21 protein-coding genes, 3 tRNA genes and 1 pseudogene are annotated in these 25824 nt (G+C 71.2%); 8 read left to right on the top strand and 17 right to left on the bottom strand.

The window, feature by feature from the left end:
* Window positions 1-34: 34 nt before the first annotated feature.
* From C6W10_RS15715 to C6W10_RS15740, 6 genes are all read right to left on the bottom strand, one after another.
* Entirely contained in the window at window positions 35-2233 is a 2199-nt protein-coding gene (locus C6W10_RS15715; RefSeq protein WP_107258730.1) for an acyltransferase family protein, read from the bottom strand.
* Window positions 2234-2377: 144 nt separating this feature from the next.
* Complete coding sequence (locus tag C6W10_RS15720; protein WP_107258731.1) at window positions 2378-3859, bottom strand: rhamnulokinase family protein; 1482 nt, start codon at window positions 3857-3859, stop codon at window positions 2378-2380.
* 36 nt (window positions 3860-3895) lie between these two features.
* The gene (locus C6W10_RS15725) at window positions 3896-5965 is read right to left on the bottom strand and encodes a bifunctional aldolase/short-chain dehydrogenase (RefSeq protein WP_234361768.1); all 2070 of its coding nucleotides are present in this window, start codon (window positions 5963-5965) and stop codon (window positions 3896-3898) included.
* Window positions 5962-7125: an L-rhamnose isomerase gene (gene rhaI, locus C6W10_RS15730; RefSeq protein WP_107258733.1), complete on the bottom strand. Its 1164-nt coding sequence runs from the start codon at window positions 7123-7125 to the stop codon at window positions 5962-5964. The genes C6W10_RS15725 and rhaI overlap by 4 nt, the downstream gene beginning before the upstream one ends.
* Before the next feature lies 1 nt (window position 7126).
* Entirely contained in the window at window positions 7127-7540 is a 414-nt protein-coding gene (locus C6W10_RS15735) for an L-rhamnose mutarotase (RefSeq protein ID WP_107258734.1), read from the bottom strand.
* A 96-nt stretch (window positions 7541-7636) separates the two neighbouring features.
* Complete coding sequence (locus C6W10_RS15740) at window positions 7637-8674, bottom strand: LacI family DNA-binding transcriptional regulator (protein WP_234359110.1); 1038 nt, start codon at window positions 8672-8674, stop codon at window positions 7637-7639.
* Window positions 8675-8967: 293 nt separating this feature from the next.
* On the opposite strand from C6W10_RS15740, the gene C6W10_RS15745 reads away from it, so the two are divergent.
* Window positions 8968-9960 carry a PmoA family protein gene (locus C6W10_RS15745; protein WP_107258735.1) on the top strand — a complete coding sequence of 331 codons (993 nt, stop codon included), beginning with the start codon at window positions 8968-8970 and terminating at the stop codon, window positions 9958-9960.
* 40 nt (window positions 9961-10000) lie between these two features.
* Here C6W10_RS15745 and C6W10_RS15750 read toward each other — a convergent pair whose 3' ends face one another.
* The 4 genes from C6W10_RS15750 to C6W10_RS15765 form a co-directional block, all read right to left on the bottom strand.
* Window positions 10001-10912: a carbohydrate ABC transporter permease gene (locus tag C6W10_RS15750; protein ID WP_369938489.1), complete on the bottom strand. Its 912-nt coding sequence runs from the start codon at window positions 10910-10912 to the stop codon at window positions 10001-10003.
* Window positions 10909-11874 carry a carbohydrate ABC transporter permease gene (locus tag C6W10_RS15755; protein ID WP_107258736.1) on the bottom strand — a complete coding sequence of 322 codons (966 nt, stop codon included), beginning with the start codon at window positions 11872-11874 and terminating at the stop codon, window positions 10909-10911. Before C6W10_RS15755 ends, C6W10_RS15750 begins: the two co-directional genes overlap by 4 nt.
* Window positions 11875-12112: 238 nt before the next feature.
* Window positions 12113-12694, bottom strand: a complete 582-nt coding sequence (locus C6W10_RS15760) for a TIGR03086 family metal-binding protein (RefSeq protein WP_107263976.1) — start codon at window positions 12692-12694, stop codon at window positions 12113-12115.
* 71 nt (window positions 12695-12765) lie between these two features.
* Window positions 12766-13368 (bottom strand): TetR/AcrR family transcriptional regulator, encoded by a 603-nt coding sequence (locus C6W10_RS15765; RefSeq protein ID WP_107258737.1) that lies wholly within the window; start codon window positions 13366-13368, stop codon window positions 12766-12768.
* Window positions 13369-13638: 270 nt separating this feature from the next.
* Between C6W10_RS15765 and C6W10_RS15775 the strand changes: the two genes are divergently transcribed.
* The 5 genes from C6W10_RS15775 (at window position 13639) to C6W10_RS15795 (ending at window position 18034) form a co-directional block, all read left to right on the top strand.
* Window positions 13639-16509: a TRAP transporter fused permease subunit gene (locus C6W10_RS15775; RefSeq protein ID WP_234361769.1), complete on the top strand. Its 2871-nt coding sequence runs from the start codon at window positions 13639-13641 to the stop codon at window positions 16507-16509.
* Entirely contained in the window at window positions 16506-17525 is a 1020-nt protein-coding gene (locus tag C6W10_RS15780; protein ID WP_107258738.1) for a TAXI family TRAP transporter solute-binding subunit, read from the top strand. Before C6W10_RS15775 ends, C6W10_RS15780 begins: the two co-directional genes overlap by 4 nt.
* Window positions 17526-17770: 245 nt before the next feature.
* A tRNA-Gly gene (locus C6W10_RS15785) sits at window positions 17771-17843 on the top strand.
* Window positions 17844-17875: 32 nt separating this feature from the next.
* Window positions 17876-17946 (top strand) — tRNA-Cys (locus tag C6W10_RS15790).
* Between the two features lie 13 nt (window positions 17947-17959).
* A tRNA-Val gene (locus tag C6W10_RS15795) sits at window positions 17960-18034 on the top strand.
* A 214-nt stretch (window positions 18035-18248) separates the two neighbouring features.
* Here the strand turns inward: C6W10_RS15795 and C6W10_RS38540 are convergent.
* From C6W10_RS38540 to C6W10_RS15825, 7 genes and pseudogenes are all read right to left on the bottom strand, one after another.
* Window positions 18249-18854 carry an integrase core domain-containing protein gene (locus tag C6W10_RS38540; protein WP_234361770.1) on the bottom strand — a complete coding sequence of 202 codons (606 nt, stop codon included), beginning with the start codon at window positions 18852-18854 and terminating at the stop codon, window positions 18249-18251.
* Window positions 18851-19276, bottom strand: coding sequence for a hypothetical protein (locus C6W10_RS37995; RefSeq protein WP_199853938.1), 426 nt, complete (start codon window positions 19274-19276; stop codon window positions 18851-18853). The genes C6W10_RS38540 and C6W10_RS37995 overlap by 4 nt, the downstream gene beginning before the upstream one ends.
* A 246-nt stretch (window positions 19277-19522) precedes the next feature.
* Window positions 19523-19788, bottom strand: a pseudogene (locus C6W10_RS38545) (GlsB/YeaQ/YmgE family stress response membrane protein).
* 199 nt (window positions 19789-19987) lie between these two features.
* Window positions 19988-20212: a hypothetical protein gene (locus tag C6W10_RS15810; RefSeq protein WP_107258739.1), complete on the bottom strand. Its 225-nt coding sequence runs from the start codon at window positions 20210-20212 to the stop codon at window positions 19988-19990.
* A gap of 164 nt (window positions 20213-20376) precedes the next feature.
* A complete protein-coding gene (locus tag C6W10_RS15815) occupies window positions 20377-21420 on the bottom strand; it encodes a sporulation protein (RefSeq protein WP_107263977.1) in 1044 nt (347 codons plus the stop codon).
* Window positions 21421-21756: 336 nt separating this feature from the next.
* Window positions 21757-22791 carry a hemolysin family protein gene (locus C6W10_RS15820; RefSeq protein ID WP_107258740.1) on the bottom strand — a complete coding sequence of 345 codons (1035 nt, stop codon included), beginning with the start codon at window positions 22789-22791 and terminating at the stop codon, window positions 21757-21759.
* Window positions 22788-24122, bottom strand: coding sequence for a hemolysin family protein (locus C6W10_RS15825; RefSeq protein WP_199853939.1), 1335 nt, complete (start codon window positions 24120-24122; stop codon window positions 22788-22790). The genes C6W10_RS15820 and C6W10_RS15825 overlap by 4 nt, the downstream gene beginning before the upstream one ends.
* 304 nt (window positions 24123-24426) lie before the next feature.
* On the opposite strand from C6W10_RS15825, the gene C6W10_RS15835 reads away from it, so the two are divergent.
* A complete protein-coding gene (locus tag C6W10_RS15835) occupies window positions 24427-24732 on the top strand; it encodes a transposase (protein ID WP_234361771.1) in 306 nt (101 codons plus the stop codon).
* Window positions 24733-25075: 343 nt separating this feature from the next.
* On the top strand, window positions 25076-25744 hold the full coding sequence (locus tag C6W10_RS15840; RefSeq protein ID WP_234361909.1) for a DUF4241 domain-containing protein: 669 nt from the start codon (window positions 25076-25078) through the stop codon (window positions 25742-25744).
* Window positions 25745-25824: the final 80 nt, after the last annotated feature.

Here is a 25824-nt window from a genome sequence, read left to right on the forward strand (position 1 = left end):
CGCCCGCCGGTCGGGAGGCGGACGCCCGACCGGGTCAGGAGGCGGGCGGCGCGAGGATCCGATCGAGCGCGCTGCGCAGCCGGGGCGCGAGCGTGGCGGCGTAGCTGGCGGTGAGGTGCTGGTTGTCCCGGTAGACCAGCACGCCGCCGATCACCGGGGCGCAGCGCCGCCCGGGGCAGATCGCCGTGGTCAGGTCGATCAGGCCGACCCGGGGCAGGTCGTCCAGTGCCGCGAGTTGCGCGGCCCCGGCGCTGGTCGCCAGCGCGACCTCCCGGTCCGCCGCGCACCGCTTCAGCCGGCGCGGGTTCGCCGCGACGCACTTCGCGCTGTCGCTGGCGAGGATCGGGGTGCCCCGGAGCACCACCGTGGGCACCCGGGCCGAGACCAGGTCAGACCAGGTCCGCCGCATGCCGGCCACCAGCGCGTCGTGTGCCGGCTTGCCGTTCAGCCCCCGGCCGCCGGCCATCGGCTGGTACCGGGAACTCGTGGTAAGCAGCAGGTCGGGCCGCTCCGCGCCGGTGAGCGCGGCCCGGACGTTGCGGTACCACTCGGCGCAGGCCTCCCGCTGCGGCGGCTGCCCGGTCATCGCCTCCAGCCGGAGGAACGGGCAGCTCGGCTTGAGGTACGTGACCAGCCGCCAGCCCTTCGCCGCCGCGACCGCCTGGAGCGCCGGTACCCAGCTCGCGGCGTGGCTGTCGCCGGCCAGCGCGACGGTGAACTCGGCGTCCCGGTCGCCGTAGACGCAGGACCGGGCGAGACTGCTGGAGACCGGCGGGAAGCAGTTGTGCCGGTAGACGTCGGGCAGGTCGTCGCGGGCGTCGGCCGGGTCCGGGGTGATCGACCGGACCCGGTCGACCGGGACGCCGGCCCGGCTGGTCCGGGGTGACCGGCCCAGCGCGGCGGCACCCGGCGCCGCCGGTGGGGCCGCGCTGGGCAGCGCCGACACCGGTCTGGCGGCCGGTGCCGGGGCCGGCTGCTCGGGCGGCCAGACGGTGAGCTGGAAGAGCAGCCCGGCGAGTACCCCGGCGGCGGGGAGCAGCGTGCCGACCCGGAGTACCTGCCCGGGCGACCAGCGGTCCAGGGCGCCGGCCCGGGCCGGGATCTCGACGTACCGGTGGGTGAGGACGGCGAGCAGGACCGCCCCGCCGAGCAGGCCGAGGTCGACGGCCGGCCGGAGGTCGCCGAACCGGGCGTGCGCGCCGGCCAGCAGTGGCCAGTGCCAGAGGTGGAGCGGATAGCTGACGGCGCCCAGCGCCCGCAACGGCCGAGCGCCCAACACCCGGTACGCCCCGCCGGACCCTGCCACCGTCCCGGGGGTATCCGGTGCGTCGCCGGTACCCGGGGCGCCGGCCGGGCGGCCGATCGTGCCGCCGGCGATGATCGCGGCCGTGCCCAGCGCGGGCAGCAGGGCCAGCAGCCCGGGAAAGCCCGGACCCGGCCGCAGGGTGAGCACGGCGACCGCGACGGCGGCCAGGCCGGCCCAGCCGAGCAGGGTGCCGAGGCGCCGGGGGAGTCCGGCCAGCCGGGTCCCGAGCAGGGCGAGCGCGGCGCCGAGCGCCGGCTCCCAGCCCCGGGTGGTGGTGACCAGGAAGGCCGGCCCCGGCTCGGCGGCGGTGTACCAGACCGACCAGGCGAACGAACCGAGCCCGAGCAGGCCGGCGGCGATCAGCAGCGGGCGGACGCGGGGCCGCCCGCCCCGGTGTGCGGTCCAGGCCGCGACGCCGGCCACCAGCAGCGACCAGAGCAGCACGAACTGCGCGGCGACCGCGACCACCCAGAGGTGGGCGAGCAGGCTGGCGTCGGCGTCCGGGACGACCGCCTGGGCGTGCTGTGCGGCGAGCCGCCAGTTCAGCAGGTGCCCGGCACCGGCGAGCACGTCCCAACCTGCCGCCGACCAGCGCTCCCGGGGCAGCAGGATCAGGGCCAGCGGCAGCGACGCGGCGAGCACCAGCGTGCCGGCCGGCAGCGCCCGCCGGGCCCGCCGGGCGAAGAAGCCGACCAGGTCGATCCGTCCGGTACGCCGCCAGGTGCCGAGCAGGGCAGCGGTGACCAGGAAGCCGGAGACCACCAGCAGGATGTCAACGCCGACGAAACCGCCCGGTACGGCGCCGATTCCGGCGGCGCCGAGCAGCAGCGACCCGACCGCCAGGGCGCGCAGGCCGGTGAGGTCCGCCCGGTGCCCGGGTCGGCCGGCGACGTCCGTCCCGGATCGTGGCCGCGCCTGCGTCACCATCTGCCAACCTCCGGTCCGGTCGTCTGTCCAGTTAGCCCCTTCTTAACAGATAAATACCGTGATAGGCGTGTTTTGTGGCTTGCGAGCGGCGCTCACGACCGGCGGGAAACCCGGCGACCACCGCCGGGCGGGGGAGGACAGCGGCTACCCGTCGGCCAGCCCGGCCCGCTCCGCCGCCGCCCGCCAGGCCGCCTCGCCGCCGGGCCGCGGCCGGTAGGTCCGGGTCGATCCGGTACGCCGCAGCAGCGCCCGCAGCTCCGCCAGCCCGCCGTCGAGTACGCCCAGCGCCCGGGCCTGCACCAGCGCGTTGCCCAGCGCGGTCGCCTCCACCGGCCCGGCCACCACCGGCAGTCCACAGGCGTCGGCGGTGAGCTGGCAGAGCAGCTCGTTGCGGGCGCCGCCACCGACCACGTGCACCACGTCCACGTCCCGACCGGACAACTCACGCGCCTGGCGCAGCGCGACCCGGTGGGCCAGGGCCAGACTGTCCAGGATGCACCGGGTCAGCGCGGCCGGGCCCTGCGGTACCGGCTCGCCGCGCCGCTCGCACGCCTGGGCGATCCGGGCCGGCATGTCGCCCGGCGGCAGGAAGACCGGATCGTCCGGGTCGACCACGGCGGCCAGCGACGGCGCCCGGGCGGCGGCGGCGAGCAACTCGGTCAGGTCGTCGGCCAGCCCCTGCGACCGCCAGACCCGCAGCGACTCCTGGAGCAGCCAGAGCCCCATCACGTTGCGCAGGTAGCGGACCGTCCCGTCCACCCCCGCCTCGTTGGTGAAGTTCGCCGCCCGACTCCGCTCGGTCAGCACCGGCGCCGGCAGCTCGACGCCGACCAGCGACCAGGTGCCGCAGGAGATGTAGCCGAACCGGTCGTTCTCGGCGGGTACCGCCGCCACCGCCGACGCGGTGTCGTGCGAGCCGACCGCGGTCACCGGCACCGGCCGGTCGGTCCCGACCGCCTCCCGGACCTCCGGCCGCAGCTCGCCGACCCGGTCACCGGGCTGGCGCAGTGGCCCGAACAGCCGGGCCGGCAACCCGGCCCGGGCGATCAGGTCGGTGGACCATTCCCGGGTACGCACGTCCAGCAGTTGCGTCGTCGAGGCGTTGGTCACCTCGCTCCCGGCGACGCCGGTCAGCCAGTAGCCGAGCAGGTCCGGGATCAGCAGCATCGTCTGCGCCCGGTCCAGGGCCGGGGTGCCGAGTTCGGCGCTGAGCTGGAACAGCGTGTTGAACGGCAGCAGTTGCAGCCCCGTCGTCCGGTAGAGATAGTCGGCGCCGAGCGCCGCGACCACCCGCTCCGGCACCCCGTCGGTACGCCGGTCCCGGTAGTGCACCGGGTTGCCGACCAGCGCGCCGGTGGCATCCAGCAGCCCGTAGTCCACCGCCCACGAGTCGATGCCGACGCTGGACAGGTCGGGCCGGCGGTGCAGCGCCGCCCGCAGCCCGGTCAACATCTCGGCGTAGAGCCGGGGGACGTCCCAGTGCAGCGTGTCGAGGAGCCGCACCGGCCCGTTGTCGAACCGGTGCACCTCGGTCAGGGTCACCCCGTCGGCGGCGACCTCGGCGAGCATCACCCGGCCGCTGGCGGCGCCGAGGTCGACGGCCGCGACGGCGGTCGAGCCGGTCATCGGAGGAACGCCGTGCTCATCGAAGGAACGCCGTGCTCATCGAAGGAACGCGGCGGCCACGCCGGAGTCGACCGGTACGTGCAGTCCGGTGGTCTGCGACAGCTCGCCCCCGGTCAGCGCGAAGACCGCATTGGCGACGTGCTCCGGCAGCACCTCCCGCTTCAGCAGGGTACGCCGGGCGTAGTAGGCGCCGAGTTCCTCCTCCGGTACCCCGTACACGGCGGCGCGCTGGGCGCCCCAGCCGCTGGCGAAGATGCCGGAGCCGCGTACCACGCCGTCCGGGTTGACCCCGTTGACCCGGATGCCGTGCTCGCCCAGCTCGGCGGCGAGCAGGCGTACCTGGTGCGCCTGGTCCGCCTTCGCCGCGCTGTACGCGATGTTGTTCGGCCCGGCGAAGACCGAGTTCTTGCTGGAGACGTAGACGATGTCCCCGCCCAGCCCCTGGTCGAGCATGAGCCGGGCGGCGGCCCGGGAGACCAGGAAGGAACCCTTCGCCATCACGTCGTGCTGGACGTCCCAGTCCGCCTCGGTCGTCTCCAGCAGTGGCTTCGAGATGGAGAGCCCGGCGTTGTTGACCACCAGGTCGACCCCGCCGAAGGCGAGCGCTGCCTCGGCGAAGGCCCCGTCGATGCCGGCCGCCTCGGTGACGTCCACCGACACCGCGACCGCCCGGTCGGCACCGCCGATCTCCGCCGCCACCGACGCCGCGCCCTCCAGGTTGCGGTCGGCCACCACCACGCAGGCACCCTCGGCGGCGAGCCGCCGGGCGATCGCCGCGCCGATCCCGGAGCCGCCGCCGGTGACCAGCGCGATCCGGCCGGCCAGCGCCTTCGGCTTCGGCATCCGGCGCAGCTTCGCCTCTTCGAGCTGCCAGTACTCGATCCGGAACTTCTCCGCCTCGTCGATCGGGGCGTACCGGGAGACCGCCTCGGCGCCGCGCATCACGTTGATCGCGTTGAGGTAGTACTCGGCGGCCACCCGGGCGGTCTGCTTGTCCCGGCCGAAGCTGAACATCCCGACCCCGGGTACCAGCACGATCGCCGGGTCGGCGCCCCGGATGGGCGGGGAGTCCGGCTCGGCGTAGCGCTCGTAGTAGGCCCGGTAGTCCTTCCGGTACTCCTCGTGCAGCTCCCGCAGCCGGGCCAGTACGTCCGGCAGCGGCGCGTCCGGCGGAAGGTCCAGTACCAGTGGCCGGACCTTGGTCCGCAGGAAGTGGTCCGGGCAGGAGGTGCCGAGCGCGGCCAGCCTCGGGTGCTCGGCCCGGGAGAGGAAGTCGAGCACCGCCTCGTCGTCGGTGAAGTGTCCGACCTGGAAGTGCCCCTGCTGCCGGCTGTCGGTGCTGGCCAGCCCGCGCAGCGTCGGGGCGAGCGCGGCGGCCCGCTCCCGTCGCTGCTCGGCCGGCAGTGCCGCGTACCCGGGCAGCACCGCGCCGAACGGCTCCGCCCGGCCGTGTTCGGCGAGGAACCGGGTCGCGGTCTCGATGATCTCCAGCGACCGGGCCTCGCACTCGTCGCTGGTGGCGCCCCAGGCGGTGATCCCGTGCCCGCCGAGGATCACACCGATCGCCTGCGGGTTGTCCCGGGCGATCGCGGCGATGTCCAGGCCGAGCTGGAAGCCGGGCCGGCGCCACGGCACCCAGAGCACCCGGTCGCCGAAGCAGCGGCGGGTCAGCTCCGGCCCGTCGGCGGCGGTGGCCAGCGCGATCCCGGCGTCCGGGTGCAGGTGGTCGACGTGCGCGGCGTCGACCAGGCCGTGCATCGCGGTGTCGATCGACGGTGCCGCGCCGCCCCGGCCGTGCAGGCAGTAGTCGAAGGCGCCGACCATCTCGTCCTCGCGGTCCACCCCCGGATAGACGTCGACCAGGGAGCGGAGCCGGTCCAGCCGGAGCACCGCCAGCCCCGCCTCGGTCAGCGTGCCGATGTCCCCGCCGGAGCCCTTGACCCAGAGCAGTTCGACTGGGCCGCCGGTGACCGGGTCCGATCCGGTCGCCTTGGCCGAGGTGTTGCCGCCGCCGTAGTTGGTGTTGCGCCGGTCGGCGCCGAGCCGGTGGCCCCGGCCCAGCAGCGCGGCGACCTCCGGATTGGTCGGTGCGGTGCCCATGCTCATGCCCCCCAGCCAGCCTGCTGGCCGCCGACCCGCTCGGCGGCGATCCGCTCGGCGTAACCGGAGCGGGCGTACGCGGCCATCGGGTCCGGGTCGAGGCCCATCTCCTGGCGTACCTCCGCCAGCAGCGGCCGTACGTCGGTGTTGTAGGCGTCCATCAGCACCCCGTTGGCGCCGAGCACGTCCCCGGCGGCCTGCGCGGCGGCCAGCGCCTCGGCGTCGACCAGCAGCGCCTTGGCGGTCGCCTCCTGGACGTTCATCACCGAGCGGATCTGCGCCGGGATCTTCGGTTCGATGTTGTGGCACTGGTCGAGCATGAAGTTGACGCCGGAGTCGGCCCGCAGCGCGTCGGCCCGGACGATCTCGTGCATGATCCGGAAGAGCTGGAACGGGTCGGCCGCGCCGACCATCAGGTCGTCGTCGGCGTAGAAGCGCGAGTTGAAGTCGAAGGCGCCGAGCTTCCCCTCCCGGAGCAGGAAGGCGACGATGAACTCGATGTTGGTGCCCGGGGCGTGGTGGCCGGTGTCGATCACCACCTGGGCCCGCTCGCCGAGCTTGACGCAGTGCGCGTACGCGGTGCCCCAGTCCGGTACGTCGGTCAGATAGAAGGCCGGCTCGAAGAACTTGTACTCCAGCAGCATCCGCTGCTGCGGCCCGAGCCGCTCGTAGGTGGCGTGCAGCGCCTCGGCGAGCCGGTCCTGCCGGGCCCGGATGTCGTCCTGGCCGGGATAGTTGGTCCCGTCGGAGAACCACAGCTTCAGGTCGCGTGAGCCGGTGACGTCCATGATGTCGATGCACTCCAGCAGGTGGCCGAGGGCCTTGCGCCGGATTCGCGGGTCGGGGTTGGTGACGCTGCCCAGCCGGTAGTCGTCGTCCTGGAAGACGTTGCTGTTGATGGTGCCGATCCGCACCCCGCGCTCCGCCGCGTAGGACGCGAGCTTGCCGAAGTCGTCGACCCGGTCCCAGGGGATGTGCAGCGAGACCACCGGGGCGACTCCGGTGAAGGCGTGCACCTGCGCCGCGTCGGCGATCTTCTCCTCCGGGTTGCGCGGCACCCCGGGCTGGCTGAACACCTTGAACCGGGTGCCCGAGTTGCCGTACGCCCAGGAGGGCACCTCGATCCGTTGCGCGCGCAGCGCCGCCCGGACGTCGGTCTCGGTCATATCAGGCCTCCGTGGTGTCGAGCGTGGTGTTGTCCGGCGCGCCGTTGTCGAGCGCGGTGCGGTCCAGCGTGGTGTCGTCCAGCGCGGCGAGTTGCGCGTCCAGGTTGAAGATCTCGTCGAGGACGACGAACCCCTCGTCGGGGCGGCGTCCGTCCAGCCCGACGAAGAAGGGGGCCATCTCGGCCTGCCACCGGGCGTTGACGTCGGTGGCCTCCATCGCGGCGAGGGACGCGGCCAGGTCCTCGGTGCGGAAGTGCCCGACCAGCAGCCCGTCGTCGTGCAGGAAGAGGGAGTAGTCGTGCCAGCCGGCCGCGTGCAGCGCCCGGAGCATCTCGGGCCAGACGGCCGCGTGGCGTTGCCGGTATTCGGCCAGCCGGTCGGGCCGGACCCGCAGGACGAAGCACACTCGCCGCATCGGCGGGCCTCCCAACAAATGAACCGTTTCAACAAGCCGCACTCAACATACGAGCGCCGTCATCGAACTGTCAAGAAACCGGGGCGATCCGCAGGGTCAGCCCGGGGTACGCGCGTACTGGCTGGACTCCCGGACCACCAGCTCCGGCTCGAAGATCACCTGCTTGTGCTGGTGGTTCTCCGGGTCGTTCGCCTCGTCCAGCATCAACTGTGCCGCCGTCTGGCCGAGCCGCTGCCGTGGCTGGCGTACCGAGGAGAGCGGCACCGCCGCCGCGGCGGCGAAGTCGATGTCGTCGTAGCCGACCAGCGCGATGTCCTCCGGCACCCGCACCTGCTGCCGGGTCAACTCCTGGAGCACTCCGAGCGCGAGCAGGTCGTTGGCGCAGAAGACCGCGGTGGCCCGGGCCGACCGGGGCAGTCCGAGGATCCGGGAGGCGGCGTCCCGGCCGGCCGCCACGGTCGGGCTCGGCGTCTCGAACCGGCGCAGGGTCTCCTCCTCGGCGAGCCCGGCCTCGCCCAGCGCGTGCACGGCGCCGTGGTAGCGGTCCCGCACCTGCTCCAGCCGCCACGGGCCGCCGACGAAGGCGATCCGCCGGTGCCCGGCCTCCACCAGGTGCCGCATCGCCAGCTCGCCGCCGAGCCGGTCGTCGACCGCGACCGAGCAGACGTCGGGCCGGGTGGAGCGCCGGTCCAGCAGGACCACGAGTACGCCCCGCTCCCGGAGCCGGACCAGCCGCTCGTTGGCGTCGTCGACCGGGGTGATCAGCACCCCCTGGACCCGCTGCTCCTCCAGCAGGTCCAGATATCTGCTCTCCTTGCCCGGGTCGCCGTCGCTGTTGCAGAAGATCACTGCCATCCCGGCGGCGCCGGTGGCGTCCTCGACGCCCTTGGCGACGTCGGTGAAGAACGGGTTCGCCACGTCCAGCACCACCAGGCCGAGGGTGCGGCCCCGGCCCCGGCGCAACTGCCGGGCGGCGTCGTTGGGGACGAAGCCCAACTCGCTGATCGCGGCGAGCACCCGGTTACGGGTCGACGCCGCGACGATGTCGGGCCGGTTGAGTACGTTGGAGACAGTGCCCACCGACACGCCCGCCTGGCTGGCCACGTCGCGGATGCTCACCGCTGGTCCCGGCACCACCGTCTCCTCCCGCAGCCCGGACCGCCGGGCTGAAACGTGTCAAGCTTATCCGGCGGTCGCGCACCACCGTGCGCCTGCCCGCACCACCCGCAGCGGCCCGTCTACCGCGTGCGATCGACAGTAACCTTCCGGCGCACCGCACCGGGTGCACCTCGCCGTCGGTTGGCGCCCTCCGCCGCGCGGTTTTCCGGCGGCGCGACCGTCGCTACCCTGTCCGAGTGTGGGAAGCGCTTTCCCATCCGGTGTCGCCGGCCGGCACCGGCGGAGCGACGGAGAGAGGGGCGGCGAGCATGGGCGAGGACCCGACCGGGGTACGGCTGCGGGTGCACGGCGAGACCGTGGCGCGGTACGTCCTGGACGACCCGCACGTCGACCTCCGCTGGGGGCGCCGGCCGTACCTGCATCCGGTGCGTACCCTCGGCGGAGTCGTGGTCACCGACACGCTGCCCGAGGACCACCGCTGGCACCTCGGGGTGTCGGTCGCCATGCAGGACGTCTCGGGGACCAACCTCTGGGGCGGCCGCACCTACGTCCGGGACGCCGGCTACACCTGGCTCGACGACCACGGCCGGATCGTGCACGACCGCTGGCTGCCCGACCCGCCGGCCCCGGGTGCCGATGATTCCGAGGGCAGCGGCGCGCCCGGCGGAAGCGGTTGGGGCGGTCGTCCCGGCGACGGCGGTTCCGGTGAGAGTGGTTCCGGCGACGGCGGTTCCGGTGCGGGCGGTCCCGGTGACGGCGGGTTCGCCGAGCGGCTGCGCTGGCTCGACCCGGCCGGTGCGACCCTGCTCACCGAGGAGCGGCGGGTCGCCGCCACCGGCCTCGCCGACCGGACCGACGCCTGGCTGCTCGACTTCGGCTACACCCTGACCGCACCGGCCGACCGGGACATCGTGCTCGGCAGCCCGGCCACCAACGGCCGGCCGGACGGCGCCGGCTACGGCGGCTTCTTCTGGCGGGTCGCCCCGGGACCCAACCGGGCCTTCACGGCCAGCGCCGAGGGGGAGGAGCGGGTCAACGGCAGTACCGAGCCGTGGCTGGCGATGGTCGGCGCGGCCGACGGCGGGCGGCCGTACACGCTGGTCTTCGCCGGCCTGGCTGACGGCGACCACTGGTTCGTGCGGACCGGAATCTATCCCGGGGTCTGCGTCGCGCTCGCCTTCGAACGGACCCTGCCGGTCCCGGCCGGCGCCTCGGTGCGGCGCCGGCACCGGATCGTGGTGGCGGACGGCGAACTGACCCGGGACGAGGTCGAGGCGCTGGGGCCGGTCCTGGCGTCCTGACCGACCCCGCGCCCCGAATACCCCCGAACCGGCCGGCCCGTCAGCCCTTCAGGCCGGAGGTGGCGATCCCCTCCACCAGATAGCGCTGGAAGGCCAGGAAGAAGAGCATCACCGGGACGATGCTCAGCACCGACATCGCGAACATCGGCCCGTACGCCGACTCGCTGGTCTGGTCGATGAAGAGCCGCAGCGCCAGCGGCAGCGTGTACGTCTCCGGGTCGTTGAGGTAGACGAGCTGGCTGAAGAAGTCGTTCCAGGTCCAGATGAAGGTGAAGATCGCGGTGGTGACCAGGGCCGGCTTGAGCAGCGGCAGGATCACGTACCGGAAGGTCAGCACCGGGCCGCAGCCGTCGATCTCGGCGGCGTCGTCCAGCTCCCGGGGCAGGCCCCGGATGAACTGCACCATCAGGAAGACGAAGAACGCGTCCGTGGCGAGCAGCTTGGGCAGGATCAGCGGTACGAAGGTGCCGACCAGGTCCAGCTTCTGGAAGATCGTGTACTGCGGGATCAGCACCACGTGGTACGGCAGCATGATGGTCAACAGGGTGAACGCGAAGAGCGGCCCGCGCAGCCTGAACCGCAGCCGCGCGAAGGCGTACGCGGCCAGCGCGCAGGAGACCAGGTTGCCGATCACCGAGCCGACCGCCACGATCACCGAGTTGGTGAAGAACTGCCAGATGCCGATCCCGGCGATCCCGTCCAGCGCGGCGGAGTAGTTCTCCGGCGCCAGCCGGCTCGGCAGCAGGCTGAGGCTGGAGAGGATCTCGTCGGTCGGCTTGATCGAGGTGGCCAGCAGCCACACCACCGGATACAGCAACAGGACCAGTACGGTGATGATCAGCGCGTGCCAGCCGGCCGTACGCAGCCGGGCCCCGGTCGCGCCCGGCCGGCGAGTCCCCGGAGTGCGGGTAGCCGGAGTGCGGGTCGACAGGCCGTCGGAGAGCGTGCTCACCGGTCCTCCCCGGAGTAGAACACCCAGCGGCGCGAGGTGCCGAAGAAGACCGCCGTGATGATCGCGATGACGAGCAGCAGTATCCAGGCCATCGCCGAGGCGTAACCCATCCGGAACTGCGAGAACCCTCGTTCGTAGAGGTAGAGCGTGTAGAACAGGGTCGAGTTGCTCGGCCCGCCCCGGCCGCCGCTGACGATGAACGCCGGGGTGAACGCCTGGAAGGCGTGGATCGTCTCCAGCACCAGGTTGAACAGGATGATCGGGGAGAGCATCGGCAGCGTCACCGACCGGAACGTGCGCCAGGTGCCGGAGCCGTCGACCGCGGCGGCGTCGTAGAGCTCGGTCGGGATCTGCTTCAGACCGGCCAGGAAGATCACCATCGGCGCGCCGAACTGCCAGACGGCCAGGATGATCAGCACATGGATCGCGTAGTCCGGCTCGTTGATCCAGCCGCCGGTGTCCCAGCCGAAGTTGCCGGTGACCGAGTCGACCACCCCGGCGTCGGTGAACATCGCCCGCCAGACCAGCGCGATCGCCACGCCGGTGCCGAGCAGCGACGGCGCGTAGAAGGCCGACCGGTAGAAGCCCTGCCCGCGCCGGTTGCGGTTGAGCAGCAGGGCCACCGCGAGCGCGGCGGCCAGCTTCAGGGGTACGGAGATCAGCACGTACGTCGCGGTGACCTTGGCCGAGGCGAGGAACCGCGCGTCGTCGGAGAAGAGCCGCTGGTAGTTCTCCAGCCCGACCCACTCCGGAGAGGTGAAGAGGTCGTAGTCGGTGAACGACAGGTAGAGCGAGGCGAGCATCGGACCGACGGTCAGCAGCAGCGCCCCGACGACCCAGGGGGAGAGGAAGAGGTACGCGATCCCGGGTCGGTTGCGTCGGTATCGGGGCCGGGCTCCGGCGGCGGCGCCGCCCGGTGCGGCGGGCCGGGGCGGCGGCCTGCGCAGGGTCCCAGTTGTCATGGTCGACTTTCCCATCGGCTCCTGGCGGCCACACCCTCGCCGGGTGTGTGCACGCGCCCCGGTGGCGGGCGGTGATGAAACCATTCAACAAACCGCACGAAGGTACCGCCGCCGGGCGGGGCCTGTCAATGGAGGCTTCACCGACCGGGCCGGAGCCGCCCTGGTCGGACGAATGACCGCCGGTGCATGAATCGATTCAGGACTCCCGGCGCTCGGTGCCGAGTTGCGGCGAGATCGCTCAGGAGGGGGGACGCCAGCCCGGATCCCGGCCGAACGCGGCGACCAGCCGGTCCTGCTCGCTCGCCTCCGGCGGCACCGGTACCCCCGGCGCGGCCAGCCCGCTGTCCCGGTACATCGAGGTACGTTCGGTGAACCACCGGGCGCACTCCCGTACGCCGGCCGGATCGAGCCGGGGCTCGACGCCGATCGCGACCGCCAGGTCCCAGCCGTGCACCAGGTGCTCGGCCAGCAGTTGGTGCAGGTACTCCCGACCCGGCGTCGGCCCGGCCGACAACTCCACGAGGCGGTCCAGCACGGCCGGGTCGGCGACGGCCTGGCACGCCTGCTCGGCGGCGTCCCGGGCCGAGGCGGCGGGGTCGGCGCCCAGCAGGTCACCGGAGAACCGGTCGCCGACCTCGGCCAGCGACGCGCCGGCGAAGAGCGGCACCGACCAGCGCTCCTCCCAGACCACATGGTGCGCCAGCGTCCGGACATCCCAGTCGGTGCAGGGCGTCGGCCCGGCCCAGCGGTCGGCACCGACCCGGCCGACCAGGTCGGCGAAGTCGGCCACCGCGCGCCGGTACGTCATCAGCAGATCCACCACCCGATTCTGCCCCGGTACGCCCACCGGCCGCCGGGGAAGTGGCCCGAGCCGAGCGGGCGGGTCGGCGGTCAGTCCAGTTGGTCGGCGAGCAGCCCCAGCTCGCGGGCGACCGAGAGTCGCACCCACTCGGTGAGCTGACGGCGCGGGATCACCCGGTCGTGCACCGCCAGCTGCACGGCGAGCCCGTCGATCAGGGCGTTGATCCGCCAGGCGGCCCCGGCCGGATCGTCGCAGCTGAACACCCCGTCCTCGACCCCGGCCGCGATCACCTCGCCGAGCCCCTCCCGCCGGCGCAGGTCCAACCGTCGGGACACCTTCTCCAGCTCCGGCGTCCGCAGCGACTCCGACCAGCCGTCGATCCACATCGCCCAGGACCGGGACCGGCCCGGCGGGGCGTAGAGCCGGAGCAGTTTCTTCAACTTGACCAGCGGGGTGGCCGGGGACCGGAGGACCGCGTCGACTCGGGCGAGATCCTGCTCGGCGGCGTACGCGAACGCCTGGGCGACCAGCCGCTCCTTGGTGGCGAAGTGGTAGAAGACCAGCGCCTGGCTCACCCCGGCGGCCTGCGCCACGTCGGCGGTACGCGTGTTGGCCAGGCCCCGCGTCGCGATCACGTCGCAGGCGGTGCGTAGCAGCGCATCCAGGCGCACCTCTGCCGCACGTCTCGTCACGCGGTTACGTTAGCCCATTCCGGCGGAGACAATAAGCTATCAACACGTCGGATAAGTTACTAGCGGGTCAGACTGTCCACTAGCGCATCAGAAGCCGCACGTCCCCGTACCCGTCGCCGGGTCGCGGCCAGCCCGCCGAGCAGGGACGCGGCGGTGGCCCGGCCGGCGTGTCGACCGGCCGTCGCAACCGGTCAACCGCCCGGCCCGGCGGAGCGACCGCCGGACCGGGAAAGATCCGCAACCATCGGTACCCCGTAGTAGTGTCCGCACATGCCAGACGGTGTGGCCAAAATCCCTCCGGCGGCGGACGCCGAACCCGAGCCGGCACCCGACGGGTCCACCCTGGAACGGTCGAGCCCCGGAACTCCGGCAGGCCCGCCCGATCCCGGCCCCGGCCCTGATCTCGGTCCCGATCCCGATCCCGATCCCGATCCCGGTCCTGGTCCTGGTCCCGGTCCCGGTCCCGGTCCTGGTCCCGGTTCCGGTCTTGGTCCCGGTCCTGGTCCCGGTCCTGGTCAGCATCCGGCGGAGTCGTCCGTCCGGATCGGGCGGGACGAGATCCCCGCCCTGGCCACCCCGGACGTCGCCACCGCCGTCGTCAGCTACGACGACGAGGAACGGCCGGCCCGGCAACTCACCGGCCCGGTCGAGGTCGGGGTGGCGGTGGTCGCCTTCGCCGTCGCGCTGCTGGTGCTCTGGCAGGTGTTCCGGCCACTGGCCCAGGGCAGCCAGTTCTATCTGATCGTCTTCCTGACCGGCGTGCTGCCACTGGTCTTCCTCGGGTACCGGTCGGGCCTGCGGCTGCCGGACCGGCTGGCGAGCCGGCTGCCGGCGGGCGGGCGTCGTCGGGTACCCGATCAGGATGCTCCGGGCGGGTCGCGCCGGGACCTGCCGACGGTGCCGGACTGGCTGCTGGCCGGGCTCGCCCTGGTCGTCTGTCTCTATCCGGTGCTGCCGCTGGCGATCGGCGACGCCGGCGGCGGCTACGACGCCTTCCTCGACCGGCAGGGGCTGCTCGCCCCGGTCGACGTGCTGATGGGCGCGCTGCTGCTGGTACTCCTGGTCGAGGCGTGCCGGCGCACCACCGGCTGGATCCTGCCGGTGGTCTGCCTGCTCTTCCTCGGCTACGGCTACTACGGCGGGCTGCTGCCGCAGAGCTGGGCGATCGCGCACGCCGGGCTCGACTTCGGACAGATCGTCGACGCGCTCTACAACTCCGGCAGCGGCTTCTACGGCACCCCGCTGGACGTCGCCGCCACCTACATCGTGCTGTTCACGATCTACGGTGCGGTACTCGACCTCTCCGGCGCCGGACGGTTCTTCGTCGACCTGTCGGTGGCGGCGTTCCGGCGCTCCCGCAGCGCGGCCGGCCGCACCGCCGTCGCCTCCGGGTTCCTGCTCGGCACCGTATCCGGCTCCGGTACCGCCACCGCGGTCAGCGTCGGCGCGGTCACCTGGCCGATCCTGCGCCGCGCCGGCTACCCGGCCGAACACGCCGGCGGCATGCTGGCGGCGGCCGGCGTCGGCGCGATCCTCTCCCCACCGACGCTCGGTGCGGCGGCGTTCATCGTCGCCGAGTACCTCGAGGTCTCCTACCTGACCGTGCTCGGCTGGGCGGTGATCCCGACCCTGCTCTACTACCTCGGCATCCTGCTCGCCGTCGAGATCGACGCCCGCCGGTTCAAGGTACGCCCGGTCGAGGTGGCCGCCGGCTCCGTGTGGCGGCTGCTGGGTCGGTTCGGCTACCACTTCTCCTCACTGATCGTCATCGTCGTCCTGCTCGCGCTCGGAATGAGCGCCACCCGTGCGGTCGTCTACGCCACCGGGCTGGCGGTGCTGCTCAGCTTCCTCGACCGACGGAGCTGGCTGACCCCACGACGGCTCTTCACCGCCCTCTCCGCCGGGGTCCGCGGGGTGCTCCCGGTCGCCGCGGTCTGCGGCGCGGCCGGCATCATCACCGCCACCACCACCAAGACCGGGCTCGGCGCGCAGTTCGCCTCGCTGCTGGTCCGGGGCGCCGAGGCGCTGACCGACAACCCGACCGTGGTACTGGCGCTGACCGTGGTCTTCGCGGCGGTGGCGCTCTCGCTGCTCGGGCTCGCCGTACCGGTCACCGCCTCGTTCATCATCGGCTGGGTGATCATCGGGCCGGCGCTGCTCGCGCTCGGCGTACCGGCTCCGGCGGCCGCGATGTTCGTCTTCTACTACTCCGTGCTCTCCGAGGTCACCCCGCCGACCGCGCTGGCGGCGGTGGGCGCGGCGGCGATCACCGGTGGCCGGACGGTGCCGACCATGTGGCAGGCGCTGAAGTACGCCCTGCCGGCGTTCCTCGCCCCGATCGCCTTCGTGCTCACCGGGCCGGGGGAGTACCTGCTCGGCCGGGGCTCACCGGTCGAGGTGCTCTGGGCGGGGCTGGTCGGCTGTCTCGGCGTGGCGGCGCTCGCCGTGGCGACCGGTGGCTGGCTGCTCGGGGTCGGACCGGCCGGCACGGTCGAACGGACCCTCAGCGCGGTTGCCGGGCTGCTGCTGCTCTACCTGCACCCGGTGTCGATCGCGATCGGCGGTGGACTGCTGGTCGTCGCCGTGCTGACGGCGCTGGCCCGGCGCCGTCGTACGTCCGGAGCCGGTGCGGTGGTGGTCGAGGGGTCGGACCCGACCGTGCCGAGCCCTCGGGACCCGGCTCCGCCCAGCTCTCCTGACCCGGCTCCGCTCAGCTCTCGGGACCCGGCTCTGCAGGGCGCCAGGGATGGTATCGACGGACGTGTCGAGGACGCGGCGGACGGGGTGGAGACGCAGCGGCCGGATGGCGCACCGGAAAGTACGCCGGAGTCGACCGACCCTGGTTCGGGGGCGGGCGGCGGGTCGCGGGCGGGTGGCGGTTCGCGGGTCTCCGGTGACTCCCGGGCGGCCGGCGGGTCGCGGGTCTCCGGTGACTCCCGGGCGGCCGGCGGTTCGCGGGCGGGTGGCGGTTCCCGGGTCGACGGCGGCTCCGGGGCGGATGCCTCCCGGGCGGATGCCTCGCGGACGGATGCGTCGCAGGGGGATGCCTCGCGGGCCGGCGGCGCTGCTCGAGTGGCGGAGGGCGACAGCGGCCAGAGGGACCAGGGAATGGGTTCGAGCGTGGGAGAGGATGCGAAATGAGACGTAGCACGAGGATCCTGGCAGCGGTGACCGCCGCCGGTCTGGGCCTGGCCGGTCTGGCCGGCTGTGGTGGCCGGCAGGACACCGCCAGCACCGACGCGGGTGGCGACGTCACCTGTGAGGTGGGTACGGAGACCCGGATCGGCATCGCCACCGGCAACGCGACCGGGGTCTACTTCGCCCTCGGCAACGCGTACGCCGAGCAGGTCTCCAACGCCCCGGGCAGCAAGGTCAAGGCCACCGCGGCCGAGACCGGAGCCTCGGTGCAGAACATCCAGCAACTCGTCGCCGGGACGTACGCGGTGGCGTTCTCGCTGGCCGACACCGCCGCCGACGCGGTGCAGGGCACCGGCAGCTTCGAGGGGCAGCGGCAGCCGGTGCAGGCGCTGGCCCGGATCCACACGAACTACACCCAGGTGATCGTCCGCAACGATGCCGGGATCAAGTCGGTGGCTGACATGCGGGGCAAGCGGGTCTCCACCGGCTCGCCGAAGTCGGGTACCGAGGTCATCGCGAACCGGCTGCTCCAGGCCGCCGGGCTGGACCCGGCCAAGGACGTACAGGCGCAGCGGCTGGACCTGGCCAAGACCGTCGACGGGATGAAGGAGGGCTCGATCGACGCGCTCTTCTGGTCGGGCGGCCTGCCGACGCCGGGCATCACCGACCTGCTCACCACGGCCAAGGACCAGGTCAGCTTCCTGGACATCACCCCGCTGCTGGCCGAGATGAAGAAGATCAACCCGGTGTACGAGGAGAGCGCCATTCCGGCCGCCACCTACGGCACGCCGGCCGAGGTCAAGACCATCGTGGTACCAAACTTCCTGCTGGTGAAGGAGGACCTCGACGCGAACCTGGTCTGCGTACTGACCAAGGCGCTCTTCGACCGGAAGCCGCAACTCGAACAGGCCAACGCAGCGGCCAAGGAGATCAGCCTGGACACCGCCCGCAAGACCGACCCGGTGTCCCTGCACCGTGGCGCCAGCCAGGCCCTCGACGACCTGAACGCGGCAAAGTAACCCGTCCGTCCGGCCCCACGTCACTTCTCCTGGTTCCCAGGTTCCTAGGATGGTTATGGGTGGTGTCGTGGGGCGGTCGGGGCCCGAGGGCCTGCGCGGAAGCTCATCAGGACGGGCCGGCAGGTGGTTGCGGGCGGCTGTGCAGGGGCGGGGACTGCTGACCCGCCGACCGGACCCCCGAGTTGGCATCTGTTCGCGGCCTCGGCTAAAGTTCTCATCCGTCACCAGGAAACACCGGATGACAAGCGGACGTAGCGCAGTTGGTAGCGCATCACCTTGCCAAGGTGAGGGTCGCGGGTTCGAGTCCCGTCGTCCGCTCGGAGATGCCGCCACATGTCGGGGGCTACCTCGGTGGAGTGGCCGAGAGGCGAGGCAACGGCCTGCAAAGCCGTGTACACGGGTTCAAATCCCGTCTCCACCTCGGCTACAAGCGAGGGCGATTGGCGCAGTGGGAGCGCGCTTCCTTGACACGGAAGAGGTCACTGGTTCAAACCCAGTATCGCCCACCAGCTATATAAGCACGTCAAACGGCTCGTTACCAGATCATCGGTAACGAGCCGTTTCTTTTCTGCTCCTTACGTTGGGAGCAAACTGGGAGCGCATGATCATCTGCGGTGGCCCCGCGTGCGGGTGCCGAAAATCCCGTCCGTGCTGGTCAAGCGGCGTTCTCGTATTCGTGTAGGAGTCCGCCGAGCCGGTCGTGCCGATGGACGTGCAGACGTGTCAGCGCTGCGGGATCGGTGATCGGTTCGGGCAGCGGATGTAGGGGTCGGCGTTTGCGATGCCGCGGTGAGGACGATGCTGGTTGTGGTGCCGTTCGTACTCGCGCAGGGCGTGCAACAGGTGCGACTGGTCCCAGATCAGTGTCCGGTCGAGCAGTTCATGGCGGCAGGACTGGATCCACCTCTCCATGATCGAGTTCATGCGCGGCGTCCGTACCCCGCTGAGCACGACCGCGATCCCCGCGTCGGCGAGGATCGGGTCGAACAGGGCCGGGTATTTTCCGTCCCGATCCCGGATCAGGTACTTCACTCGGCATCCGGCATCTTCGAGGTCCATCACGAGGTTCCGGGCTGCCTGGGTTACCCAGCCGGCGGTCGGGTGGGCGGTGGCGCCGAGGATGCGGACCCGGCGAGTGGCGTGTTCGATGACCGCAAGGACGTACATGCGGGCGCCGGTCAGTGTCGTGGTTTCGAAGAAGTCGGCGGCGATAATGGCGTGCGCTTGGGAGCGCAGGAAGGTTGCCCAGGTGGTGCTGGTGCGCTGCGGTGCCGGGTCGATGCCGGCCTGCTGGAGGATCTCCCAGAGGGTGGACACGGCGACCTTCACACCAGGACGAGCAGTTCACCGTGGATGCGCCGGTACCCCCACGTGGGGTTCTCTCGGGCCATGCGCAGCACCAGCCGTCGGATTGACCGGACGGTTCGTCGCCGCCCGGCCCGCCGGGGTCGGGAGATCCTGGCATGCCGGCGGGCGATCAGATCCCGGTGCCAGCGCAGCACGGTCTCCGGGCGGACCAGCAGCCGCAGGCCGCGCACGATGTCCCTCGGCAGCCGGTGTAGTAGAGCAGCCAGCCACGCCCGGTCAGCCCGCGTGAACCGGACCCGCTCGCCGTGCAGTTGTCGTTCGAGGACGGTGATCTGGTGCCGCAACGCCAGAATCTCGGCGTCCTTATCCCGGTCGCTCATCGGCAGCAGCCGTAGCAGCGCGAGAGCGTTGGTCACACCGAGGTAGGCCAGTCGCAACAGCACAGCCTGTCATCCTCGCGCAGCACGCAACGTAGATCACCACCTGCGTATGGATGAGAGCGCTCGTCACTGCGCCCGCGTTCTCATCGCGGTGATCAAGACGGCCATGACCAGGACGGACGAGGTATTCAGCACCCGCCGGGCTCCCCGCGGCTCCGGTCGCCAGCCAGCCCTTGCCGGTGGGGGAGCACGGGTTCGGGGAGCAGCGACTCGGAGGGGCGGGTGCTGGGGGCCGTGACGGCGGTACGGTCAGCGGCGGCGGCCGTAGATGCCGGCGGTGAGGCTGACGCCGACGGCGGCGAAGGCGATCTGGAGGGCGAGTTCGATCCAGTCGGGTCCGTCGGTTTCGGCGACGCCGAAGGCTCCGGCGACGATGCTGCCGAGGAGGGCGGCGATGATGCCGATGGCGAGAGTGAGCCAGATCGGAATGTTCTGCTTTCCGGGTACGACCAGTCGGCCGAGTGCGCCGATGATCAGGCCGATGATGAGGCGGCCAAGATTCCGCTGATCTCCATGGTGTCTCCCTGGTGAGAGGTCGTCGGCCGCAGGCTGTGCCCGGTGCGGGTGCCGGGAAAACCTGCCAAGGTCGACGTCACAGGGCGGCGCACGCCGTGACGGCGGTCTCGGCCGTTAGGGGTGGATGGGTACGTCGCGGGCCGGGGTCGCCGGGCATCCCTGGCGGCCCCGGCCCGGTCAGGTCCGGCTTGGCTGGGTTTACTTGGTCGTGCCGGCGAGGGCGACGATGGCTTGGGCGGTGCGAAAGTAGGGGTTGTTGCCGAGGTCGCCGATGGTGGTGATCTGGAAGGCGTCCTTGAGTAGTTTGGCGTCGTTGTCGCTGACGCCGGCGAGGGCGGCGACCGGGGCGTCGACGAGTTCGTCGAGGTTCTTGTCCTGGTAGGCCTTGTCGACGAGTTTGGTCAGGTCGGCGGTTACCGGCATCGTTCCTCTTTCCTCGGGGGTGTCGTCCGTCCCGGGGTCGGGGCGGAGGGTTTCAGTCCTGCAAGCGGGGGTCGCGGGGGAGTGGCGGGGCTGTGGGTTTGTCGTCGATTCGGAGGTACGCCGGTCCGGCGCGGCCCGGGGTGCCGCCCTGCTGGCGGAAGTGATTACTCCTCGGCCTCTTCTTCCTCATCGCCGCCGAAGTCGAAGACCTCGTCGGCGACCATGCCGGCACCGAACCCGAGCGCGGCGCCGCCCGCGGCGCCGGCGAGTACTCCGCCCATGCCGGAACCTCGGTCGTGGTGTTCTTCGTGGTGGCCGTGCCCGCCGCCGTGGTGGCCGTAGCCGTGGCCGCCGTAGCCGTGGTCGTGCCCGTAGCCGGAGGGCGGGTAGCCGCCGGGGGCGGCGTGCCCACCGAGGCTGCCGCGGTAGGCGTGGTGCTGGTCGAGCGCCTCGCGAAGCCAGCCGTCGATGACGCGGGTCCAGTCGGTGCGGTCGGCGTCGGTGTGGTCGATGCGGTAGCGGCCGTAGGAGTCGTGGCCGCCGGTGAACAGGCCGGCGCGCTTGTCGAACTCCAGGATGACGTGCACGCCGTGCGGGTCGGTGACGAAGGTCAGTTCGACCGCGTTGACGCCATGGTTGTACTGGGGGGCGGCGTAGAACTCGATCTCCTGGTAGAACGGCAGGCTCTGGTGCAGGCCGTGGATGTGGCCGCGTTCCAGGTCGGCGCCCTTGAACTGGAATCCGAGGGTGCCGAACGCCTCCAGGATTCGCTCCTGGACCGGCAGCGGGTACACGTGCACCGGGTCGAGGTCGCCCTTGTCGGCCGTGCCGCGGATCGACACCTCGGTGCGCAGGCCCATCGTCATGCCGTGCAGGCGCTGCCCGTACAGGTCGGTGACCGGGGTCTCCCACGGCATGGCGATCTGGAACGGCAGCGACAGCTGCTGCCCTTCCCGCAGGTGCAGCCCGCCGGACACGCTCGCGGAGTGGAACTCGACGTAAGCGTCGTAGTCCTCCTCGGCGCCGTCGACCTCGATCCGGGTGACCAGGCCGACCGTGATGTGGTCGATCTCGACGTCGTGGCTGCCGCCGGTCAGGTTCACCTGCCCGGGCAGCGTCAGGCCCGGTCGGGTGTTCGGGTTGGACAGGACGGTGTCGACGCCGGGCGCGCCGACGCCGAAAGCACCCAGCATCTTCTTGAAGACCACGTACTTCTCCCTGGCGACACGTAGCTGTTGTCCGACCGTCTCGTCCGTCCGTAGCGGGGCCATGATCACCGGCGTCCACATTGGATCTCAGGCCGTTCCGGGACGTTAGCAACGGATCCTGAGAGACTCCTGAACGTCCCGCAACAACTACGCAAAGCTACCGCGTGAATGCGATTCATCCGCGTTCGGGTGATACCGAGAAGTTTGAGGTGGCGGCACGAATGGGCGTGAAGACGAGATGTCTCTCCCCGCTCATCCGAGCCTTTCGTACCCGAAGTGACCCTTGTCACAGCAGATTCGTGGAGGAGCGCCCGCTGCGGTGGGCGCCCCCCCCGGTCAGCGTGTGGTCGCGTCCTGGACCTCGCCGACCAACTCCTCGACGATGTCCTCGAGGAAGATCACACCGGTCGTGCGTCCTCCGTCATCGAGGACCCGCGCGATGTGGGCGCCGCCGCGCCGCATCGTGGCCAGGGCGTCCTCGAGTTCACCGCCGTGGCGTACCGCGGCGAGCCGGCGGATCCGCTTGGCGGGCACCGTGGTGGTGTAGGCGACGCCGGTCAGATCCATGACGTCCTTGATGTGCAGGTATCCGCTCGGCTCGCCGTTGTCGGTGACGAGGTAGCGGGAGTAGCCGTGCGCGGCGACCGCCGCCTGGATCTGCGCCGGTGTGACCGTCGCCGGTAGGACGACGAGGTCGTCGAGGGGGACCTCCACGTCGCCGACGGTCTTCGTGGTGAACTCGACGGCGGCGGTCAGGGTTCCCGATCCGTCGACGAGTACGCCTTCGCGGGTTGACTGCGCCACGATGGTCGCGACCTCGTCGAGGGTGTAGGTGCTGGTGGCCTCGTCCTTGGGCGTGACCCGGAACAGCCGCAGGACACCGTTCGCGATCCCGTTCAAGCTCCAGATGACCGGCTTGAACACCCGGGCCACGAAGACCAGGGGTGGGGCGAGGACCAGGGCCGCGGCGGTCGGCACGGAGAACGAGATGTTCTTCGGCACCATCTCGCCGAACACCACGTGCAGGAACGTCACCAGCGCCAGCGCGACGGCGAATGCGATCACGGTGACCGAGTCCGGCGACAGCGGGGTGTGCGCGAGCGGGATCTCCAGCAGGTGGTGGATCGCCGGCTCGGAGACGTTCAGGATCAGCAGCGAGCAGACGGTGATGCCGAGCTGGCTGGTGGCCAGCATCAGGGTGGCGTGCTCCATCGCCCACAAGGTGGTCCGGGCCGCACGGCTGCCGGCCCGGGCACGGGGTTCGATCTGGGACCGGCGGGCGGAGATGACCGCGAACTCCGCACCGACGAAGAAGGCGTTGACGACCAGCAGGACGCCGAGCCAGATGATGCCGGGCAGGTACTCGCTCACCGGGCCACCTCCTCGGCACGGACATCCGCCGTCCGGTCGGTGCCGGGGCCGCCGCCGGCATCGGCAGGGATGAACCGCAGCCGGTCGACCTGTACGCCGTTGAGATGCTCGACGCGCAGCCGACCGCCTTCCACGGCGATTTCGTCGCCGACCCTGGGGATCCGCTCGAGACGCGCGGTGACGAACCCACCGATCGTGTCGTAGTCGTCATCCTCGGGAATCACGATCCTGGCCCGCTCGTGGAGCTCGTCCGGCCGCAGCGAGGCGTCGAAGACGACAGACCCGCCCCGGCGCACCAGCACCGTCCGCGCCCGGTCGTGCTCGTCCTCGAGATCACCAACGATCTCCTCGACCAGGTCCTCGAGGGTGACGACGCCCGCGGTGCCGCCGTGCTCGTCGTAGACGACCGCGAACTGCAGTCCCTCGCTGCGCAGGGCCGGCAGCAGTCTGTCCAGGCCCATGGTCTCCGGGACGCGCAACGGCTCGACCATGAGATCGTCCGCCCGCACCTCGGAGCGCCGGCCCAGCGGGACGGCGAAGGCGTGCTTGACGTGCAGGACGCCGACGATGTCGTCGACGCCGCGGCCGACGACCGGGAATCGGGACAGGCCGGTGGCGATCGCCCGCTCGAGGATCTCGGTGGCCGTGGTGGTGGAGTCGACCGACGCCATACGTACCCGGGGAGTCATCACGTCGGAGGCATCCCGGCCCGAAAACCGCAGAGTGCGGTCCAGCAGCGTGGCGTGGTCCGGGTCGAGGACGCCGGCCCGCGCCGAGTGCCGCAGCAGCGAACTGAGTTCCTCGGCACTGCGCGCACCGGACAGCTCTTCCTTCGGTTCGATCCCGAAGGCCCGGATGACGGCGTTGGCCGTGTTGTTGAACAGCAGGATCAGCGGTTTGAACACCGTGGTGAACAGGGACTGGAATGGCACCACGACCTTCGCCGTGCGCAGCGGCACTGCCAGGGCGAAGTTCTTCGGCACCAACTCGCCGATCACCATCGAGAACAGCGTCGCCAGCCCGATCCCGACAACCGCACCCACCCCCGGCACCACCCGCTGCGGCAGCCCGGCCGCGCCGAGCGGGCCGGCGAGCAGCGCGCTGACTGCCGGTTCGAAGGTGTAACCGGTGAGCAGCGTGGTCAGTGAGATACCGAGCTGGGCGCTCGACAGGTGCGTCGAGGTGATCCTCAACGCCGCGATCGTCGGCCCCAGCCGCTTCTCTCCCCGGGCCCGGCGAGCTTCCAGATCCGCCCGGTCGAGGTTGACCAACGCGAACTCGGAGGCCACGAACAGACCGGTCCCGACGGTGAGGATCAGCCCGATCCCCAACAGGACCCATTCATGCATCGGTCAGCCCCTCTCCTGCGACGGCCGACACTCGGACGGCCAGGGCGGAGAGGGGCCAGGGACTATGAGAAGGAAGATCATCCATAACTTGTCGAGAGTATCGGCCTGAGCTGTAAAAAAGCTGGAAACCCGTGCCGGACCCGTTAAGCCGCTGGAGACGCCGCGTGTCCGTTGCGGGCCCGCAGCGGAGATCGCTGAACTGCGGCAGTCGTCGCAGATCATCGACAGGCCACGGAGGGCGACGTCCAGCCCGGCGGCCTCCGGCGCGTCGTAGCGCCCGTCATCGATGTCCGCCTCGTACACAGTCTCCGCGACCCGCCACAGCGAGGTCGCGCCGATAGAAGTGTCATCCGGTGACGTCCAACGGCACCGCCTGTCCCGTGCAGGCGACCGGCAACTGAACTACGCGCTGCACGTCATGGCCATGGCCCAGATCAAACGCGCGACCCCGGGCCGCGACTATTACCAGCGCAAACGAGCCTCCGGCAAGACCCACAAAGAAGCCATGCGCTGCCTGAAACGCCGCCTCGCCGACATCGTCTACCGCACCATGATCCACGACACGGAGACCTCTCTACAACCAACGCCGTGACAAGAGAGGTGCCGTTAGCGAGACAGACCCGAGGGTGGATGGTCGAACCGCTTCACCCGTACCGCTTTCGGTGCGCCGTGTGGAGCTGGCACTGCTCGCGGAACTTTGGACTGTGCTGGCACAATCGTCGATGAGCGCGGCCGACCGTGGCCTCGCGTCCGGCGACGCGGAAAGCTGACAGCCGTTTTCGGGTAACGCAGCTCCGTCTGCGTCGGTGGGCGGTCCGCCGGACCACACCCGCTCGTCTTGCAGGTGCTCGTACATATAGGTCATGGCGCGCCCTTGAGCTGAAGGGGCCGACGCCGCAGATGCATGATCTACGATGTCTGTCGTGCGTTCGGGCATGCCGAGGCGGCCCCGGGCACGGCAGCGGTGTTGGCGGTCGAGCGGAGATGGGTCCGTGCGGGAGGGTCCGATCGATTACGACGAGCGGTTCGCGGTGGGCGAGGGTACCAACGGTGCACCGTACTCGATCGAGCGTACGTGGCTTTTGTTGCCGACCGGTCGGATAGTCGCTACGGATCCGCTAGCGTACGACGACGACCCAGCCCCTTTTGTCCAGGCTGTGCCGCCTGGACGCTATCGGGTGGATCTACTGGTGAAGGGCCGACATATCGCTGCGGCACGGCTTGTTATCCGGGACGAGTCGGCGGCAAGCTGGGAGGGCGCGTTGCCGGAAGGCTCCCTCGAGGACAGCGACGCCGAGGTCGTCGGCTATGACGTCAATGCCGGTGCGGGATGTTTCACCGACGAACAGACGTTTCAGCAGCTTTCGGAGGAGCCTGACCCCAACTGGCAGCTCACTCTCCTGGAGGATCTGGCCTGGATGCGCGACGGGCCTACCGTCATTCCGCGCTCCGAGGTGGACGGTTGTTCCGGTGACGAGGGGGACGAGAACGTACTGGTCGCGTTCCCCTCCGGTGAGGGTGACGGGACGTACCGCACCTGGGTCGGCCGCACGGGGCGCGGTGAGATCACCTGCTTCGTCACCGACTTCCTGTTGCAGGACTGATAGAACGTTCCCGCGCCGGGCGTTTCGCGGTCGGCTGCGCTGGAGCGTTCGTGGGCCGGTTTCCGCATCGCCGAGACGAT

It is taken from the genome of Plantactinospora sp. BB1 (assembly GCF_003030385.1).
Classification (GTDB): domain Bacteria; phylum Actinomycetota; class Actinomycetes; order Mycobacteriales; family Micromonosporaceae; genus Plantactinospora.

Coding starts and splice junctions, on each gene's coding strand:
- C6W10_RS15745 (WP_107258735.1), top strand. CDS start 8,968: ATGGGCGAGGACCCGACCGGGGTACGGCTGCGGGTGCACGGCGAGACC.
- C6W10_RS15725 (WP_234361768.1), bottom strand. CDS start 5,965: ATGAGCATGGGCACCGCACCGACCAATCCGGAGGTCGCCGCGCTGCTG.
- rhaI (WP_107258733.1), bottom strand. CDS start 7,125: ATGACCGAGACCGACGTCCGGGCGGCGCTGCGCGCGCAACGGATCGAG.
- C6W10_RS15840 (WP_234361909.1), top strand. CDS start 25,076: ATGCCGAGGCGGCCCCGGGCACGGCAGCGGTGTTGGCGGTCGAGCGGA.
- C6W10_RS15780 (WP_107258738.1), top strand. CDS start 16,506: ATGAGACGTAGCACGAGGATCCTGGCAGCGGTGACCGCCGCCGGTCTG.
- C6W10_RS15835 (WP_234361771.1), top strand. CDS start 24,427: ATGTCCGCCTCGTACACAGTCTCCGCGACCCGCCACAGCGAGGTCGCG.
- C6W10_RS15735 (WP_107258734.1), bottom strand. CDS start 7,540: ATGCGGCGAGTGTGCTTCGTCCTGCGGGTCCGGCCCGACCGGCTGGCC.
- C6W10_RS15810 (WP_107258739.1), bottom strand. CDS start 20,212: ATGCCGGTAACCGCCGACCTGACCAAACTCGTCGACAAGGCCTACCAG.
- C6W10_RS15755 (WP_107258736.1), bottom strand. CDS start 11,874: ATGACAACTGGGACCCTGCGCAGGCCGCCGCCCCGGCCCGCCGCACCG.
- C6W10_RS15715 (WP_107258730.1), bottom strand. CDS start 2,233: ATGGTGACGCAGGCGCGGCCACGATCCGGGACGGACGTCGCCGGCCGA.
- C6W10_RS15720 (WP_107258731.1), bottom strand. CDS start 3,859: ATGACCGGCTCGACCGCCGTCGCGGCCGTCGACCTCGGCGCCGCCAGC.
- C6W10_RS15775 (WP_234361769.1), top strand. CDS start 13,639: ATGCCAGACGGTGTGGCCAAAATCCCTCCGGCGGCGGACGCCGAACCC.